The sequence below is a fragment of the Reichenbachiella sp. MALMAid0571 genome (assembly GCF_040151475.1).
Classification (GTDB): domain Bacteria; phylum Bacteroidota; class Bacteroidia; order Cytophagales; family Cyclobacteriaceae; genus CAXBNB01.
The window spans coordinates 12,988-30,419 of the sequence record NZ_JBDKWG010000093.1; the positions used below are offsets into that span (position 1 = coordinate 12,988).

8 protein-coding genes are annotated in these 17,432 nt (G+C 38.4%); 7 read left to right on the plus strand and 1 reads right to left on the minus strand.

The features are described 5' to 3' along the window. The first annotated feature begins 55 nt into the window (after positions 1 to 55). From AAOP42_RS03245 to sov, 5 genes are all read left to right on the plus strand, one after another. Positions 56 to 1,444 (plus strand): lytic transglycosylase domain-containing protein, encoded by a 1,389-nt coding sequence (locus AAOP42_RS03245; protein ID WP_349527024.1) that lies wholly within the window; start codon positions 56 to 58, stop codon positions 1,442 to 1,444. A 74-nt stretch (positions 1,445 to 1,518) separates the two neighbouring features. Beyond that, on the plus strand, positions 1,519 to 2,604 hold the full coding sequence (locus AAOP42_RS03250; protein WP_349527025.1) for a DUF4837 family protein: 1,086 nt from the start codon (positions 1,519 to 1,521) through the stop codon (positions 2,602 to 2,604). Between the two features lie 214 nt (positions 2,605 to 2,818). Further along, complete coding sequence (locus AAOP42_RS03255; RefSeq protein WP_349527026.1) at positions 2,819 to 5,095, plus strand: NADP-dependent malic enzyme; 2,277 nt, start codon at positions 2,819 to 2,821, stop codon at positions 5,093 to 5,095. Then, positions 5,096 to 5,689, plus strand: a complete 594-nt coding sequence (gene ruvA / locus AAOP42_RS03260) for a Holliday junction branch migration protein RuvA (protein ID WP_349527027.1) — start codon at positions 5,096 to 5,098, stop codon at positions 5,687 to 5,689. 105 nt (positions 5,690 to 5,794) lie between these two features. Next, positions 5,795 to 12,871, plus strand: coding sequence for a T9SS outer membrane translocon Sov/SprA (sov, locus tag AAOP42_RS03265; RefSeq protein WP_349527028.1), 7,077 nt, complete (start codon positions 5,795 to 5,797; stop codon positions 12,869 to 12,871). Between the two features lie 17 nt (positions 12,872 to 12,888). On the opposite strand, the gene AAOP42_RS03270 is transcribed toward sov, so the two are convergent. Continuing rightward, positions 12,889 to 13,992: a glycosyltransferase family 4 protein gene (locus tag AAOP42_RS03270; RefSeq protein WP_349527029.1), complete on the minus strand. Its 1,104-nt coding sequence runs from the start codon at positions 13,990 to 13,992 to the stop codon at positions 12,889 to 12,891. 181 nt (positions 13,993 to 14,173) lie between these two features. Between AAOP42_RS03270 and AAOP42_RS03275 the strand changes: the two genes are divergently transcribed. Then, on the plus strand, positions 14,174 to 17,137 hold the full coding sequence (locus AAOP42_RS03275) for a CHAT domain-containing protein (RefSeq protein ID WP_349527030.1): 2,964 nt from the start codon (positions 14,174 to 14,176) through the stop codon (positions 17,135 to 17,137). Between the two features lie 28 nt (positions 17,138 to 17,165). After that, the gene (locus AAOP42_RS03280) at positions 17,166 to 17,426 is read left to right on the plus strand and encodes a DUF4212 domain-containing protein (protein ID WP_349527031.1); all 261 of its coding nucleotides are present in this window, start codon (positions 17,166 to 17,168) and stop codon (positions 17,424 to 17,426) included. Positions 17,427 to 17,432 lie beyond the last annotated feature (6 nt).

Here is a 17,432-nt window from a genome sequence, read left to right on the forward strand (position 1 = left end):
TTTTGATTAAGAACAGCAATCCATTTAATTTGTCAAACATGCTAAATCAAATTTTGTGTTAAAGATTAAATTAAGTGTAGTAGCCTTCTTAATAGCCTGTTTGCCTTGTTCACTATTATATGGACAAGAAGCAGATGTTTTTGAAGACTTACTCCCTGATGCACCTTACGATCTTATTGAAGATCGATTAAGTTGCATGGAAAGTGAAGTTCCGCTCAATTTTAATAATAATGTCAAGTCGTTTATAGATTACTTCACTATTCGAAATCGTGAATATACCAAAGGAGTAATAGAAAGAAGAGATCGTTTTTTCCCAATTTTCGAAGAAATATTGGCGAAAAATGGCATGCCTGAAGAACTAAAATACCTGTCCATTGTTGAATCCGGATTGAGAGCCAACGCCATCTCCAGAGTAGGAGCCGGAGGGCTCTGGCAATTTATGCCTTCTACCGGCAAAATGTATAAGCTAAGCCAAAGTTGGTATATTGATGAACGCATGAATCCCCGAATGGCTACCGAAGCAGCATGTAAGTACCTCAAAGAATTGTACAACATGTTTGACGATTGGGAACTGGCTCTGGCAGCATATAATACCGGGCCAGGAAATGTGAGGAGAGCAATCCGTCGCTCGGGATATAAAAAGCACTTTTGGGAAATTTATCGGTATTTACCCAGAGAAACCCGATCCTATCTGCCTCAATTCGTTGCTATTGCATATACGCTGAATCATCTGGACGAACACAATTTTGTGGAGCACGAACTAGATATGCAATACTTGCAGGAGCACGACACCATACATGTTAGTAACTACATTCATTTAGAAACTTTTGCAAGTCAGCTAAATTTATGTGTCGAAGATTTGATAAACTTAAATCCACAGATTATCAGGGGAGCAATTCCGGATGGTACAAAAAGATATCCACTTAATATTCCTGCTGATCTCAAAGCACATATCGATACTACTAAAACTACACTTTTGGATTCTGCTTCTAAAGTGGGTAAAAAAGAATTGGAATACCTTGCAAGAAATACACCGGGGAGTACTTTTGGCAGAACTAAGCAAGTTTACAGGGTAAGAAGTGGAGACGTACTTGGAACCATAGCCAACCAATACCATGTGCGGGTATCCGACTTAAGAACCTGGAACAACATTAGTGGAAATATGATCAGAGTGGGGCAAAGACTCAATATTTGGGTATTACCATACTACAATGCCAACACAAAATCCAACTATGTTGTCAGCAATTTACCTGTTACAACTCCAAAGACAGCTGCTGCCGAAAATGAAACAACAGGGGGCAACTTGTATCTGGTGAAAAATGGAGATTCTTTATGGAGTATATCCAAAAAGTTTGATGATCTCAGTATTGAGAAGCTTAAAAAACTCAACAACCTGACCAGTAGCAGAATCAACCCCGGGCAAAAATTACGAATTAGTTTGTGACTTTTGACCTAGTACTTTCTTTATAAGAAGTAATTTACCACAAATCTGCTTTTAGTAATCTATCCAATGAACTTATGAAAAAATTAACTTCTCAGATAAATACAGGTTTAATTATTTTCTTTTTGGGTCTGCTTTTTTCTTGTTCACAGGAAAATGGGAAACAGAAAAAGACGAAAAGTTACTTGCCGGAAGCCAGAGGTGCAGATGGAGTGATTTTGGTTGTTATGGATTCGGCACTATGGGCAGATAGTTTAGGTGCAGAACTCAAAAAAACCTTCGCCAATCCTATTCCCGGCTTACCTCAAGATGAACCTTATTTTACCATTCGCCAAATTAACCCTCTCAAACTGAATGATATACTGAAAGCAGCAAAAAACATGATTTTTGTTACTACTCTTGATCAAAAAAGTAGGCAGAGCAATGCAATGCGTCATTTTATGACAGATGAATCTCTCAAGAAGATTCAAGCTGACAGCTCTATTTACCGATTTTCAAATCAAGACGCTTATGCAAGAGGACAGGAAATATTACACCTTTTTGGACAAAGTCAGGATCAACTCATAGCTAAGATAATAAGTAACAGAACAACATTAAGAAACCATTTTCTGACAATAGAAAAGCGACGGATTTCTGAAACTCTTTTTAAGAAAGAAGAAAAAGGTACAGAGAGAATTCTGGAAAATGACCATGGCTTTACCTTCAGAATCCCTTATGGGTATGATCTTGCAAAAAATGAAAAAGATTTCGTATGGGTCAGGTTTTTAGATCTGGAGTATGAAAAAAATGTGTTTGTTTACTTCGTTCCTTATACCTCCAAAGAAGCATTCGACGATCCTGTAGAATATAGGGAAACAATTACATCCAAAAAAATGAGAGATGTAGAAAAACCGGATGTCTATATGACTACACAAGATGTTCCCCATCAGGTGCAAGAAGTGAACTTTAATGGAAAATATGCCAAAGAAACCAGAGGTCTTTGGAAATTGAGCGACATCTCGGGTGGAGGAGCATTTGTGAGTTATGTTTTTGTGGACGAATCTCAAAAAAGAATATACTACCTGGAAGGATATGCTTATGCTCCTTCAAAAGACAAAAGAGAATTCATGAGAGAAATGGAAGTAATTCTCTCCACTTTCAAATCAGGTGAAGAATTAAAATAATACATTTATTGAAACCTGCTTTTCATTAAAGATAATAAAGCAACTGAAAGACAAATAAATAGCCCAAGTGTCAATATTTGTTTTCCAAAAAATACCCATCTTTAAGGTTTTAAATTTCAGGAATAAATTTGATAATATTTTTAACCTACCTTCCCCCTTAGATTGTAAACATAGCCAATCCAATGGCCTGGTTATACCAACTTAAAGACACCTTATGAGCTTAAAAGTGAGAAAAAAAGACGCATTAAAATTTCATTCCGACCCTATACCAGGAAAAATTGAAGTCACCCCCACAAAACCATTAACTACCCAAATGGATTTGGCGTTGGCTTACTCTCCCGGAGTAGCAGAGCCCTGTCTGGAAATAGCGAAAAACCCCAGTGATGTATATAAATACACAGCCAAAGGAAATCTTGTTGGAGTAATATCCAATGGTACAGCGGTACTTGGGTTGGGAAACATAGGGCCCGAGGCATCAAAACCAGTAATGGAAGGTAAAGGAGTACTATTCAAAAAATTTGCAGGAATAGATGTATTTGATATCGAAATAGCAGAAAATGATGCGGATGCATTTATAAAAATAGTCAAAGCTCTTGAACCTACTTTTGGAGGCATCAATCTCGAAGACATTAAAGCTCCTGAAAGCTTTAAAATTGAAAAAGAACTGCGGGAACAAATGAAAATTCCCGTAATGCACGACGACCAACACGGCACGGCAATCATTTCAAGTGCTGCATTGCTGAACGCACTTTTGGTAGTAAACAAAAAAATTGAAGAAGTAAAGGTCGTGGTAAATGGTGCCGGAGGGGCAGCCATTTCCTGTACAGCCCTTTACATCAAATTAGGCGTGCAAAAAGAAAATGTTATCATGTTAGATAGCAAGGGGGTGTTAAGAAAAGATCGCTCTGACCTGAACGAAATGAAATCCCGTTACGCCACTGATATTGATGTACATACGCTTGATGAAGCCATAAAAGGTTGCGATGTGTTTTTAGGTCTTTCTATGGGCAATACCCTTACTCCGGAGAATCTATTGTCAATGGCGGATAGCCCTATTGTTTTTGCCCTTGCTAATCCTACCCCGGAGATAGATTATGAGCTAGCCATAAGTACCAGAAGTGATATTGTAATGGCTACAGGTCGTAGTGATCATCCAAATCAGGTAAATAATGTTTTGGGTTTTCCATATATATTCAGGGGAGCACTGGACGTTCGTGCCACATGCATCAATGAAGAAATGAAGATGGCAGCAGTAACCGCTTTGGCGGAACTGGCCAAACAACCAATACCCGATTTGGTGACCAAAGCCTATGGAAATACTCCTATAAAATTTGGAAAGGAATATTTAATTCCCAAACCATTAGATCCCAGATTGATTTCTACTATTTCTCCTGCAGTAGCCAAAGCAGCAATGGATAGCAATGTAGCGCAAATTAATATTTACGATTGGGAGCATTACAAAATAGAACTGGAAGAGAGAGTAGGTGCTGAAAAACGCATCATTTCAAGAATCATTACCAGAGCCAAAAAAGATCCTAAAAGAATTGTTTTTGCAGAAGCTGATAATTTAAAAATCTTAAAGGCTGCTGAAATGATTATAGATGAAGAAATCGGAACACCAATACTTTTAGGAAATGTCAAAAAGATAGAAAAACTCATCAAAGAGTATGAGCTCGAAATCGGAAATTGTACCATTATCGATCCCTTCTATGAGAATGACAAGCGGAAAAAGTACGGTAGCCTATTGTATGAAAAAAGAAAAAGAAAAGGCGTTTCCCTATATGAAGGAGAATCATTGATGCTTGATAGAAACTATTTTGGAGCAATGATGGTAGAAACCGGAGAAGCGGACGCATTGATCTCAGGATTGTTGAGTGACTATGCGAAATGCTTAAGACCAGCTTTACAAATATTAGGTATTGATGACGATGTGAAACGCGTAGGTGGTATGTATATCATACGCAATAAACGGGGAACATACTTTTTAGCAGATACCACAGTCAATATCAATCCAAGCTCTTCTGAATTGGTAGATATCATTGGCTTGTCTGCACGTGCTGTTCGGTTTTTCGATTTCGAACCTAAAATAGCTGTGCTTTCATATTCCAATTTTGGGTCTCAAAAAGGAGAAATACCTTCCAGGGCATCTGATGCCGTAAAAATGGCAAAAGAAAAGTGGCCTGAACTTACAATTGATGGAGAAATGCAGGCCAATGTTGCATTGAATAAAAAACTTATGGAGAAGTCTTACCCTTTCAGTGATCTGGTAGGTGAAAATGTAAATACACTGGTATTTCCTGATTTGTCTTCAGCCAACATTGCTTACAACCTACTAATGGAAATAGGTGGTAGTGAAGCAATAGGCCCAATACTTATGGGAATGAAAAAACCAGTCCATATTTTACAAAATGGCAGTTCTTCCAGAGATATCTTTAATATAGCAGCTATCGCTGTAGTTGACGCACAAACCACTCAAAACAAAACCAAATAAATGATAACTTATTTAAAAGGGGAAGTGGTCATAAAAGACCCAACTTTCCTTGTGATGGAAGTAGCGGGAATTGGCTATGAAATCAAAATTTCACTCAATACTTATGGTTATTTAAAAGATGCCACCAGTGCCAAATTACATACCTACCTTCATATCAAAGAGGATGCACATACTTTATTTGGCTTTCACGAAGAGTCCGAAAAAAAACGCTTTCTTGATTTAATATCTATCTCTGGAGTAGGGCCTTCTACAGCATTGATGGTATTATCCTCTTTATCCGCTCAGGAACTTCAGTCAGCAATAATAAATGGTGACGTAAAAACAATTTCAGGAGTGAAAGGAATAGGGCAAAAAACAGCACAAAGAATAATACTGGAATTGAAGGACAAAATGTCTAAAGACGACCTGCTGAGTAAGGCTGTTGGCATATCTTTGTCGATGGACAATACCGTAAAAAATGAAGCGTTATCCGCTTTGGCTACTTTAGGAATCAATAAAGCAGTTGCGGAAAAAACCATCGACCGAATAATGAAAGAAAGTGATGGAAATTTAAGTCTTGAAGAATTAATTAAATTAGCCCTCAAAAGGGCCTGACCATTTAAGAGAGAGCATTTGATCCGGATCAAATTCCACATAATAAATTTATCAATATTAATCCTTGGAAGTGGGCTAGAATCAAAAGCTAACTACACAAGAGCGTTGTTTTTTCAACAACCTGATAGTGTATTAACTGATTCTACCAAAACAGATTCACTCAAAAATCAGCCCTACGTTCCGTCAAAAAGACCTACGTTTATTCAGCAAGACAGGTTTGGAGATCCGTTTTCTAATCGCTCAAGCCGTTCCCCGTTATTACTTCAAGACCCGACAAGTCTCAATTTGGACGTGGAAATAGATACCGGGATGAATTATACTATTTATGAGAAAATTGGTGACCTCAACTACAGACCAATGAGTACCATGACTTTTGATGAGTTTAAAAATTATCAGGACGGTCAAATGATTAAATCCTACTGGAAAGAAAAATCTTCCGGCCTGGATGGGGAAAGTGCTGTTAGCGGAAGAAGCCTGCTTCCCAAGCTATTCGTTAGCCCTGTTTTCGACAGGATTTTTGGAGGCACCTATGTCGATATTCAGCCAAATGGATACTTAAACCTTGATTTTGGAGGTAGATGGCAGAAAGTAGAAAACCCTTCCATTCCGATTCGTCAACAAAAAACCGGTGGATTCAACTACAATCAGCAAATTTCGATGAATGTAACGGGTAAAATCGGAGAAAAACTCTCTATTTCTGCCAATTTCGACAACAACAATTCATTCGACTTTCAAAATAACTTAAAAGTAGAATATACAGGATACGAAGAAGACATAATAAAAAAGATCGAAGTAGGAAACGTCAGCATGCCTATTTCTAACAGTTTGATTACTGGTGGCCAGAGTTTATTCGGACTTAAAACGCAATTACAATTTGGAAAACTATTTGTCACAGCAGTTGCTTCCAGACAACAGGGTAGAAGCGAAGTATTAAATATTCCCAGTGGTTTTCAAGGCAAAGAGTTTGAAGTCCGGGCATCAGACTATGACGAAAACAAACACTTTTTCTTAGGTCATTTTTTCAGAGACAATTACGAGAAATGGCTTTCAAGGCTACCACAGATCGTCTCGGGAGTAAATGTCACAAGAGTTGAAGTTTATATTTTGAACAGAAACAACGAAACACAAACCCTGAGAAACATTGCCGCTCTGATGGACTTAGGTGAGGGCTCGAAAGTTCACAATCAAAATGTATCTGGTAGAGTTCCGGGTCCAAGTAACAATGCTGCAAACAATTTGTACGAAGAACTGGCTGTATCTAAAGTACCTGAAATCAGAAATATAGAAACTGCAGCAGACTATCTTGCCAGCACTTATTCAATGTCCAAATCAACGGATTTTGAGACTATTACTGCTGCAAGAAAACTTGACCCCAGAGAATATACCTGGAACAGCAAACTTGGATACATTTCTCTTTTAAGGAAATTGCAAAACGATGAGTTTTTGGCAGTATCCTATGAATATACCTATAATGGACAAAGGTATCAGGTAGGGGAATTATCAGAAGACTATCAGGTAAGACAAGATGATGATTTAATCTTATTAAAGCTATTGAGGCCAACTAAGATCAACACTAAGGTGCCTAGTTGGGATCTGATGATGAAAAACGTCTATTACTTAAATGCATATCGTTTGAGTGAAGACGGATTCACCCTCCGCATACATTACAGGGATGATTTGATCAACTTCGATAATCCAAGTTTAAATCAGGGAGCTGAAACCAAAGATATTCCTTTGGTACGCTTGCTTGGATTAGATCAGTTAAATAAAAATGGAGACCGACAAAGAGACGGTAATTTCGATTTTATTGAAGGGGTAACCGTGGACAAAGAACATGGAAACATTATGTTTCCTGTTCTTGAGCCATTCGGACGAACTCTGGAAAGTCACTTTAGAGATGACGAGCAAACACTGGTAAATAAGTATGTCTATGACACCCTGTATCGAACAACACAGGTTGCCGCTCAGCAAGTAGCATCTAAAAACAAGTATTTTATTAAAGGATCTTTTCAATCCGGATCTGCAAGTGAAATCCGGTTGGAAGGAATCAATATTGACGAAGAATCTGTGCACGTTTCTGCAGGGGGCACCCAGCTTACCAAAGGATTACACTATACAGTTGATGGAAGGTTGGGAGTTGTGAGAATTATCGATGATGGTATTCTTAATTCTGGAAAAGACCTGCAGATTTCTTATGAAAAGGCCGACCTGTTCAATTTTCAAACCCGATGGCTCACCGGAGCTCATTTTGACTATCGATTCAACGACAATTTCAATCTGGGTGCAACAATACTTCACCTCAACGAACGACCCGGAGGAATTAGCAGATATAGTGTAGGAGACGAACCATTGAAAAACACGAAATACGGATTTGATCTCAACTACCAAAAGGAGTCCAGATTTCTTACCAAAATGATTGATGCACTTCCGATACTAAATACGAAAGAAAAATCAACCTTTAGTTTCAATGGAGAGTTTGCTCAAATAATTCCCGGTACTTCCAATGTGGTGGATGGTGAAGGTACTTCTTACATAGACGATTTTGAGAATGCAGCTACACCGATAAATATCGCCGGAGGCCACATCCCCTGGAAGCTGGCCGCCACACCCGAAACTACCAACAACAAATTCAAGGTAGAAAATGGCATTGACAATCTGGGGTATGGATATAAGCGGGCAAAACTGGCATGGTATATTATTGACAATACTTTCTATCGATCAGTTGGAGGAAATCGTCCTGACAATATCAGGGATGAAGATTTAGCCAATCACTACGTAAGACCCATTTTACCTCAGGAAATATTTAAGCAAAGAGATTTACAAATAGTAAATACCAACGAACCGATTTTTGACCTTGCCTATTACCCAAGCGAAAGGGGAGCCTACAACTACAACCCGAATTTAACGGCAGATGGTTTTCTGAAAAATCCTGAACAAAATTTTGGAGGGATTACCCGAGCCAATACCAATGAAGTCAACTGGAACAAAACCAATGTAGAATACCTGGAATTTTGGATGATGGATCCCTTTATACAGGGACCAAATGGTAGAGTACTAGACGGGAATACCAACTTAAACAACTCAACTGGCGGAGAATTAATATTCAATTTTGGAAGTATCTCGGAAGATTTGATGAAAGACAACCGTCACGCTTTTGAAAATGGACTACCTGCTGATGGTTCTTTTGAGAACACAACCAGTACAGAATGGGGTAAGGTAACTACATTACAGTACCTCACAGACTTTTTTGATAACTCTGCCAATGCCAGGCCAAATCAGGATGTGGGTTTTGACGGGCTAAAGTCCAGTGAAGAAGCATCTTTTTTTGATTCAGGTAACAGATGGAGCAACATACTCAACAATAATGGTCGAGATCGGGTATTGAATGATGTTTCTGCTGATGACTTTAAGTACTTTCTTGATCCTGAATATGATAATAGAGATGCTAAAATCCTGGAACGTTATAAAAACTTTAATGGTACAGAAAACAACTCCCCTCTAAATGCGGGTTCAGGAAGTTATACAGCATCTTCCAGCAATACCCCTGAAAATGAAGACTTAAACAATGACAATACCATTTCTGATGTAGAAGAATATTTTGAATATAAAATTCCGCTAACTCCCGGAGGGTTGGGTATTGGCAAGGGTCACATCATAGATCAGGTAACAGTTGAAGAAAATGGAACAGATGTCAATTGGTATTTATTCCGCATACCTGTAAGAAATCCTGATAATATATTCGGTAATCCCACATTTGAGTCTATCAAATTTTACAGAATGTACCTGACAGGATGGAGACAACCAGTCGTTTTGAGGTTTGCAGAACTACAGCTTGTAGGTAGCCAATGGAGAAAATCTGAAGAGAATTTGAAAAAAAGTGGCTTCAGCGAAATCCCCGAAACCACCACTTCTGATTTCGACGTATCTGTGGTAAACATTGAAGAAAATGGTACAGCGGTGGATGGCAAATCACCTTATGTGGTACCACCCGGATTGAAAAGAGACCTTGACAACACTACTACCATTCAACGTAGAAATAATGAACAGTCTCTTCGGATTTGTGTAGAAGATTTGGAAGATGGAGATGCAAGAGGTGTTTACAAATTAGCAGGATTGGATTTACTGAGCTATGGTAGCATAAAGATGTTTTTGCATGCGGAACCAAACGGAGATAGTTTTCTGGAAGATGATGAAGTCACAGCATTCCTACGTTTTGGTAGTGATTTCGTAGAAAATTACTATGAAATTGAAGTGCCTTTAAAGATTACTCCAAATGGCCTCACTGGTTCAGAAATTGATATTGACAGACTTATTTGGCCTGAGGAAAATGAGATAGACATTGCAATCGATGAATTATATGCTTTGAAATCTCTAAGAGATCGAGAAGATCATAATTTGGAACAACCTTTTACGATACCTTATGATGGCGAAGATGGGAAACATTATAACCTGACCATAGAAGGTAACCCAAAAATGAGTTCAGTTCAGACCTTAATGATTGGAGTGAGAAACCCTAAAAGTACAGACCCGGACGTGGATGATGGTCAGGAAAAATCAATTTGTATCTGGGCTAACGAATTGAGGGTCTCAGACTTTAATACTACAAAAGGCTGGGCTGCAAATGCCCGGATGAGTGCACAGTTAGCCGATTTTGCCAGAGTAAATGCTTCTACCAGATACACTTCTATAGGTTTTGGAAGTATCCAGCAAAGAATCTCCGAGAGAACCAGAGATGAAACTTTTCAATATGACATCTCTGCAGACATCAATTTAGATAAGCTGATTCCGGGCAAACATGGAATAAAAATTCCTATGTACATCAGTACAGAAAAGACAGTTGCCACCCCACAATACGATCCATTGGATCAGGATTTGCCATTGGATGCTACTTTGCTAAGTTTCAGTAGCGAACAGGAAAGACAGGAGTATAAAGCGAAAGTGCAGGAAAGAAGTACCAGAAAGGCGATTAATTTTTCTAATGTACGCAAGGAGAAAGTAAATCCGGAAGCAAAAACCCATATTTATGATATCGAGAATTTTTCTTTCAGCTATGCCTTCAGTGAGTCTGTTACCAGCAATATAAATACAGCTGCTTATGTCGAAAAAAATTATCGCGGAGGATTTGCTTACAATTTCAGTCCATCTCCTACTCCAATCGAGCCTTTTAAAAATGTTGGGTTTTTGGATGGCAATTACTTAAAGCTGATCAAGGACTTTAATTTCACTCCCTTACCCAATAATCTTTCGATGAGGGCTGAAGTAGATAGAAGGTTTACAAAAAGGCAACTGCGGAATTCTGATTTATCTACCGATGGGATTGATCCTTATTTTGAAAAGTATTTCAACTTCAACAGATCGTATGCTCTCAGGTGGAACCTGACTAAGAGTTTGAGTCTGAATTACAGTGCCAGAGCCAGAGCAATAGTAGATGAGCCAGAGGGGGACTTGGATTCACAAGCCAAGAAAGACTCTGTCATGTACAACCTTCAGCATCTCGGCAGAATGAAAAATTTTGATCAAAGTATGGGAGCCACCTATCGCCTTCCTTTTGATAAAATACCGTTAACAGATTGGATCAGTGCAGATTTGGGATTTGATGTAGGATACAATTGGAATGGAGGATCAATAGATCAACTGGAAGAATTTGGTAATATTATTTCTAACAACAGGGACAGGTCAGCCACTGGTAAAGTGGATATGGTTAAACTCTATAACAAGATAGGTTTTCTCAAAGAAATAAATACTCCAAAAAGAAGCTCTACTTCAAGAAGGAGTCAACAGCCTACAGTGAAGAAAGATACAGTCAAACAAAGCGGAGGAGGACTAATAAAGAGTGTATTGAGAATGGCTATGTCACTACGATCAATCAATGTCAACTACAGTATAAGGGAGAGTACAGTATTGCCCGGATTCCGGCCAAGGGCATATTTGTTTGGATTGGATAGTGGGTTAAATGCTCCGGGTACCAGCTTTATATTTGGTAGCCAGGATCCGGAAATTAGATTTAGAGCAGCGGAGAATGGCTGGTTGGTCAAAAGCCCGTTTCTCACCTCATCTTTCACCCAAAGCTTGTCAGAAGATCTTGGTTTAAAAGCCAACATCGAACCCTTTAAAGACCTGAAAATTCAGCTTGATATGAAGCGGACAAATTCAGGAGATTTTCAGGAGATTTTCCGATACGATAGTCTGACTACTGAATACAATTCATTGACACCAACCCGATCGGGAAGCTATTCTATCTCTTTCTTTTCTTTGAAAACCGCATTTGTAAAGGACAATGCAGAAAATATTTCACCTACTTTTTCTGAATTTGAGAGCTATAGAGAAATTGTGCAAGGAAGATTGAATTCTTATAACAAGGCCGGAGAATACAGTTTAAATTCTCAGGATGTATTGATTCCTGCCTTTATTGCAGCATATAGTGGAAGAGACCCCAATACCATAAGCCTTACTCCGTTTCCAAAAATACCTTTACCAAACTGGAGGATCGATTATGCCGGGCTTAAAGATCTGCCAATGTTCAAAGATTTAGTATCGTCAATCAACCTGACACATAGTTACACCAGCACTTTCAGAATCAATAACTATACTAACTCCCTGCTCTACGACAATGCCATTGAGCTTTCAAATCACATAACGAATTACCCCAGCCCAACACTTTCCAATGACAATGGGTTAATTCCTGTGTATATACTCAACGAGGTATCCATAGCAGAAAGATTTTCGCCGTTAATAGGCGTAAATGTGCGAACCAAAAACAGATCAAGTGCCAAAATAGAGTGGAAAAAAGAAAGAACCATGGCACTCAACTTATCCAACTCTCAGGTAACAGAGGTTCGAAGCAGTGACATCTCTTTTGATTTTGGTACTACAAAAAAAGATTGGAAGATTCCATTTAAAGTGCAGGGAAGAACCATTTCGATAAAAAATGATGTCACATTCAGGATGACATTTACGGTTCGGGACACAAAAACCATCCAGAGAAAAATTGATGATGTGACCACCATTACAGCCGGAAACATCAATTATCAATTGAGGCCAACGGTGAATTATGTAGCCAACGAAAAGTTAAATATAACCATGTATTTTGAAAGGAATATAAACCAGCCAAGGGTTTCAAATTCCTACAACCGGGCCACTACAGCATTTGGGGTACAAATGAGGTTTAGTTTAGCGCAATAAATATTTTAAAAGTAGGTTTAAGAGCCAGTCTTATTAATAAAAACCTGGGTGGATTCTTTGCTACCCGAATCCATTTTAGCCCTTCTCTTGCGGTATGTTACGTTCAGAAAAATTGTCAACGACAATGCCGTTCCCACTACTACTGGAAGCACAACCAGATCAGAGTATCTTCTGAGAGAAAATACAAGAATGAGAAAAAGTACTTTAATTGCTACCAAAATGATTGTTGCCTGTTTGTGATTGTTTCCAAGCGAAAGTAAAACATGATGAATATGGCTGTTATCGGCTTCCATAAATGATTTTCCTGCAAGTGTTCTTTTTACAAACACCCTGATAGTGTCAACCAACGGAATGATCAATAATCCAATAGGAGTACCTATATTGGCTTTGAACTTAAACGTTGCTACGTCCGGCAAACCTGCATTTATCTGAATAAAATACACCGTATATAGAGCTATCAGCAACCCAACAATTGAGGTTCCTGAGTCTCCCATAAAAATTTTGGATGGACTCCAGTTGAAGTTAAGAAATGCCAACAAAGCTCCTGAAAATGCCAGTGCGATAAAACTAAAATGAATTTTATCATTCAGTAAAAACCAGCAACCAAAAAACAGAAGTGTAATCAACCCAACAGAACCTGCCAACCCGTCAATTCCATCTATTAAATTATATGAGTTGGTAATGACTATGATGGTAAATACAGTCGCAAAATAGCTTAACCACAGCGGCATTTGATACAATCCGAACAAACCATAAAAGGATTCAATTCGGATATCGCATAAAAAAAATAAGATTGATGCTGCACCAATTTGCCCCAACAGTTTTTGCAATGCCGTAACAGGACTCAAATCATCACGCAATCCCAGAATAAAAATAAAGGAGATCGCCACGATATAAAACTTGTATGTAGCTATCATGCCTATGGGCAACCATACCGCCAAAGAGATAATAACTCCAAGAAATATAGGAACACCACCCAAAGCAGGTGTTTCCTTGGTGTGAATTTTTCTGCCGCCCGGATCATCTACCAGACTGAATCTATGAAAGGCCTTAATGGCTGGCGGAAATACCAGATAGCTTATAGCAAAGGCGGTAATGAAGGAAAGTATGGCTCTGTCCATATTCCAAAGTTAGTCAAATTGTGATAGAATGGGAATCATAAATTTTGCTAGAACTGTTAATTGGATTTTAATTACGGTGTGATTTCTGGGATTTTAGTTGTATAGGTGTTTATATATCACAAATTCCATATAGTTTTATAGTTGATAATCACCAAATAGAAATAAAATAGTCTGGCCAAACATGAAAAAAGCTTTATTCTGGTTATGCTTTTCTTTCTTGTCTCTTTCTTCTGCTGAAGCCCAGTTTGGAAAATTCAAAGAGAAGCTCAAACAACAATTGGGAAACATTGTTGATGATGAAAAGGAAAAAGCAAAAGAAACTCTGGAAGAAAAAAAAGATGGTGCAGGGCTAAAATTGTTTAAAGAAGAACAAGCCAAACAACTTGTCAAAGACACTACCTACTACAACTTCTCATTTGCTCAGGCTGAAAAAATATCTTTCTTTACCAGCAGGGATGATGACCAAAATGCACTTTTTTCCTTTTCCAAACTTTATGATGACAGTAGTGAGGCACTCCCCGATCCAAAAGGTTACGAATTAGCTTTTGACCATAACAGGACAGGCAGCAACAGCATGGCAATCAACCGACTGCTGGCTATGTACAAATTTGCCGAAGCACTAAACATTTACTTCAATAAGGGCATCACCGATAGCCTCGTTTGGAATTCCGGACACCTTGATCTGGTAAGGCTCACAGCCTCTCTTAATAAAGATACCCTTATTGTTAATGACTATTATGCTATAGGAAAAACAGTGAGCAATGTCGCTATATGGTATCATACCAGCGGCCTTTTTTCCTTTTCGCAGGAACTGAATCAATCACTGATTTCTTTTATTAAGGAAAACATTGGCAGCCAGAGCCTGATGATTGCCTCTGTATATAATAACCTTGGGTTGATAGAAAGCAACCTTGGCAACTACAATACAGCGGAAGAATACATGATGAAATCCAGCTCTATTTTATTACAAAGAAAAGATGAACTAAAATTAGATTTGGCGGTACTGTCTAACAATCAGGCAATGCTTTATCAGCAAACAGGGCAATATGAAAAAGCCATTTCCAAAATAGACGAAGCAATCAATATCGCTCAGAGTGAAATCAATAATAAGGGAGCCGACTATAGCAAATTAAAATTAAATAAAGCACTGATATTAAAGAGTCAACAGAAGTACGAGAAAGCGGAAGAGTTGTTGACAGAATTGAAAAAGACAAAAGAAAAAAGATTCGGAACAAGACACCAAGACTATGCCGATATCCAAAGCATAATGGCTTCCTTATATATGGAAATGGGGAAAACCGATTTGGTAGAGCCTTTGTTGCTAAATGCATTGGACATTTACCAGAAGAAGTTTAATGAGCAACACCCGACATATTCAAACACACTTCGAAGCTTAGGCATCTACTACCTTTTTACTGAACAATACACCAAATCCCGTGAAGCCTTAGAAAAAGCAAAAGAACTCATAGAAATGGCTTTTGGTACCAATCATCCGGATTATTTGGCAGTAAACGAAAGCCTGGCGGCCTTATCATGGAATGAAGGAAATATCACCCTTGCACAGTCCGAATTTGTCGGGGTTTGTAATGCCAATCTCGACATGATCGAGAAGTTTTTTCCTTCCATGAGTGAGAATGAAAAGTCGAAATTCTGGGGAAAAACACAAAACACCTTTTTGAAGTTCTACGCTTTCGTCGCAGACAATTATCAGGATAATCCTGATCTGCTTAAAGAGATGTACAATGTACAGCTAGCAACAAAGGGAATTTTACTGAACTCGACATCCAAAGTGAGACAGGCTATTTTGTCCAGCGATGATGAAGCTTTGAAAAAAGATTACACAAACTGGGTTAGCACTAAAGAACATCTGGCGATAGCTTATAGCATGTCAAAAGCACAACTATCGGAACAAAAAATAAACATTGACTCGCTGGAGCAAACAGCCAATATGCTGGAAAAAAATCTGGGAAAAAAATCCAACGAATTTGCCAGTGTGCAAAAACTCAGAAGCAGTTCTGTAGAAGAGGTAGCGAGTAAGCTAAATCCAACAGAAGTCGCAATTGAGATCGTTCGTTTTCCGAAATTCAAAAAGGCATTTTCTAATGACATTCAATATGCTTATTTGATTTTGGACGATACAGGAAAAATCAATTTTGCACTTCGAACAAATGGAAGTGAATTGGAAGCCAAGCTGGCAAGCAGGTATAGAAAATCGATACAATACAAAATAGAAGACGAACATTCTTATGGAGATTACTGGTCTTTTTTATCGGATTTTACAACTGGCAAAAAAACCATTTACCTGTCAGTAGATGGCATTTACAGCCAGATAAATGTAAACACACTGAAGAAACCTGATGGGCACTACTTAGTCGATGATCAGAACATCATTAATCTACCTTCTACCCGAGACATCAAAAAACAATCAACTGCTTTAGCCAAAACAAAAAACATATTGATTTTTGGCAATCCTGACTTTGGTAGTTCAGGAAAAATAGCCGACCTGCCCGGCACCAAGTTGGAAGTAGAAAAAATTTCGGCTCTGGCAAAAAAGAATGGAGTTGCCGTGAAATCTTTTTTGAGAAAGGAAGCAAATGAATTTAAGTTTAAGTCTGAAACCAAAAGCCCGGAGGTATTGCATGTAGCTACACATGGCTTTTTCTTAAATGATGTAGAAAATGATGAGGGAGTTATATTTGGTGTTGAAATTAGCAAAGCAAAAGAAAACCCGCTACTCAGGTCAGGTTTGATGTTGGCAGATGCTGACAAAACAATAGATCAGGTAGCCTCAAACGAAGTAAATTCATCGGATAATGGCATTTTGACAGCTTATGAGGTAATGAATCTCAATTTGAAACAAACAAAACTAGTGGTGTTGAGTGCTTGCGAAACAGGACTGGGAGAAATCAAATCCGGCGAGGGTGTTTACGGTTTGCAACGAGCATTTCAATTGGCAGGAGCAGAAACTGTCATTATGAGTTTATGGAAAGTAAACGATGAAGCTACCCAGCAACTGATGACTATATTCTATTCCGAATGGATGAAATCCGGAGATAAATTTCGGGCATTTCAATTGGCACAAAAAAATATGCGTGAACAATATGAAGAACCCTACTATTGGGGAGCATTTGTAATGATGAACTAATAAACTATTCAAAAACTATAACTATACAATGAAAGAAAATAATAATCTCAACCACTATTGGCAGAAAAACATCAAATACCTGATCATACTCCTGTCCATTTGGGCACTGGTATCTTTTGGCTTTGGTATTTTATTCGCCGAACAACTCAACAATATCCGCATTGGAGGATTCAAACTTGGATTCTGGTTTGCTCAGCAAGGTTCTATCTATGTTTTTGTGATTTTAATCTTTGTGTATGTCAGGCTAATGAACAAGCTCGACAAAGAACACGGAATCAGCGAAGAATAATTTTCA

Bases quoted from the DNA above. Each gene is read 5' to 3' on its own strand.
- AAOP42_RS03250 (WP_349527025.1), top strand. From the start codon at position 1,519: ATGAAAAAATTAACTTCTCAGATAAATACAGGTTTAATTATTTTCTTT.
- AAOP42_RS03255 (WP_349527026.1), top strand. From the start codon at position 2,819: ATGAGCTTAAAAGTGAGAAAAAAAGACGCATTAAAATTTCATTCCGAC.
- ruvA (WP_349527027.1), top strand. From the start codon at position 5,096: ATGATAACTTATTTAAAAGGGGAAGTGGTCATAAAAGACCCAACTTTC.
- AAOP42_RS03270 (WP_349527029.1), bottom strand. From the start codon at position 13,992: ATGGACAGAGCCATACTTTCCTTCATTACCGCCTTTGCTATAAGCTAT.
- AAOP42_RS03275 (WP_349527030.1), top strand. From the start codon at position 14,174: ATGAAAAAAGCTTTATTCTGGTTATGCTTTTCTTTCTTGTCTCTTTCT.
- AAOP42_RS03280 (WP_349527031.1), top strand. From the start codon at position 17,166: ATGAAAGAAAATAATAATCTCAACCACTATTGGCAGAAAAACATCAAA.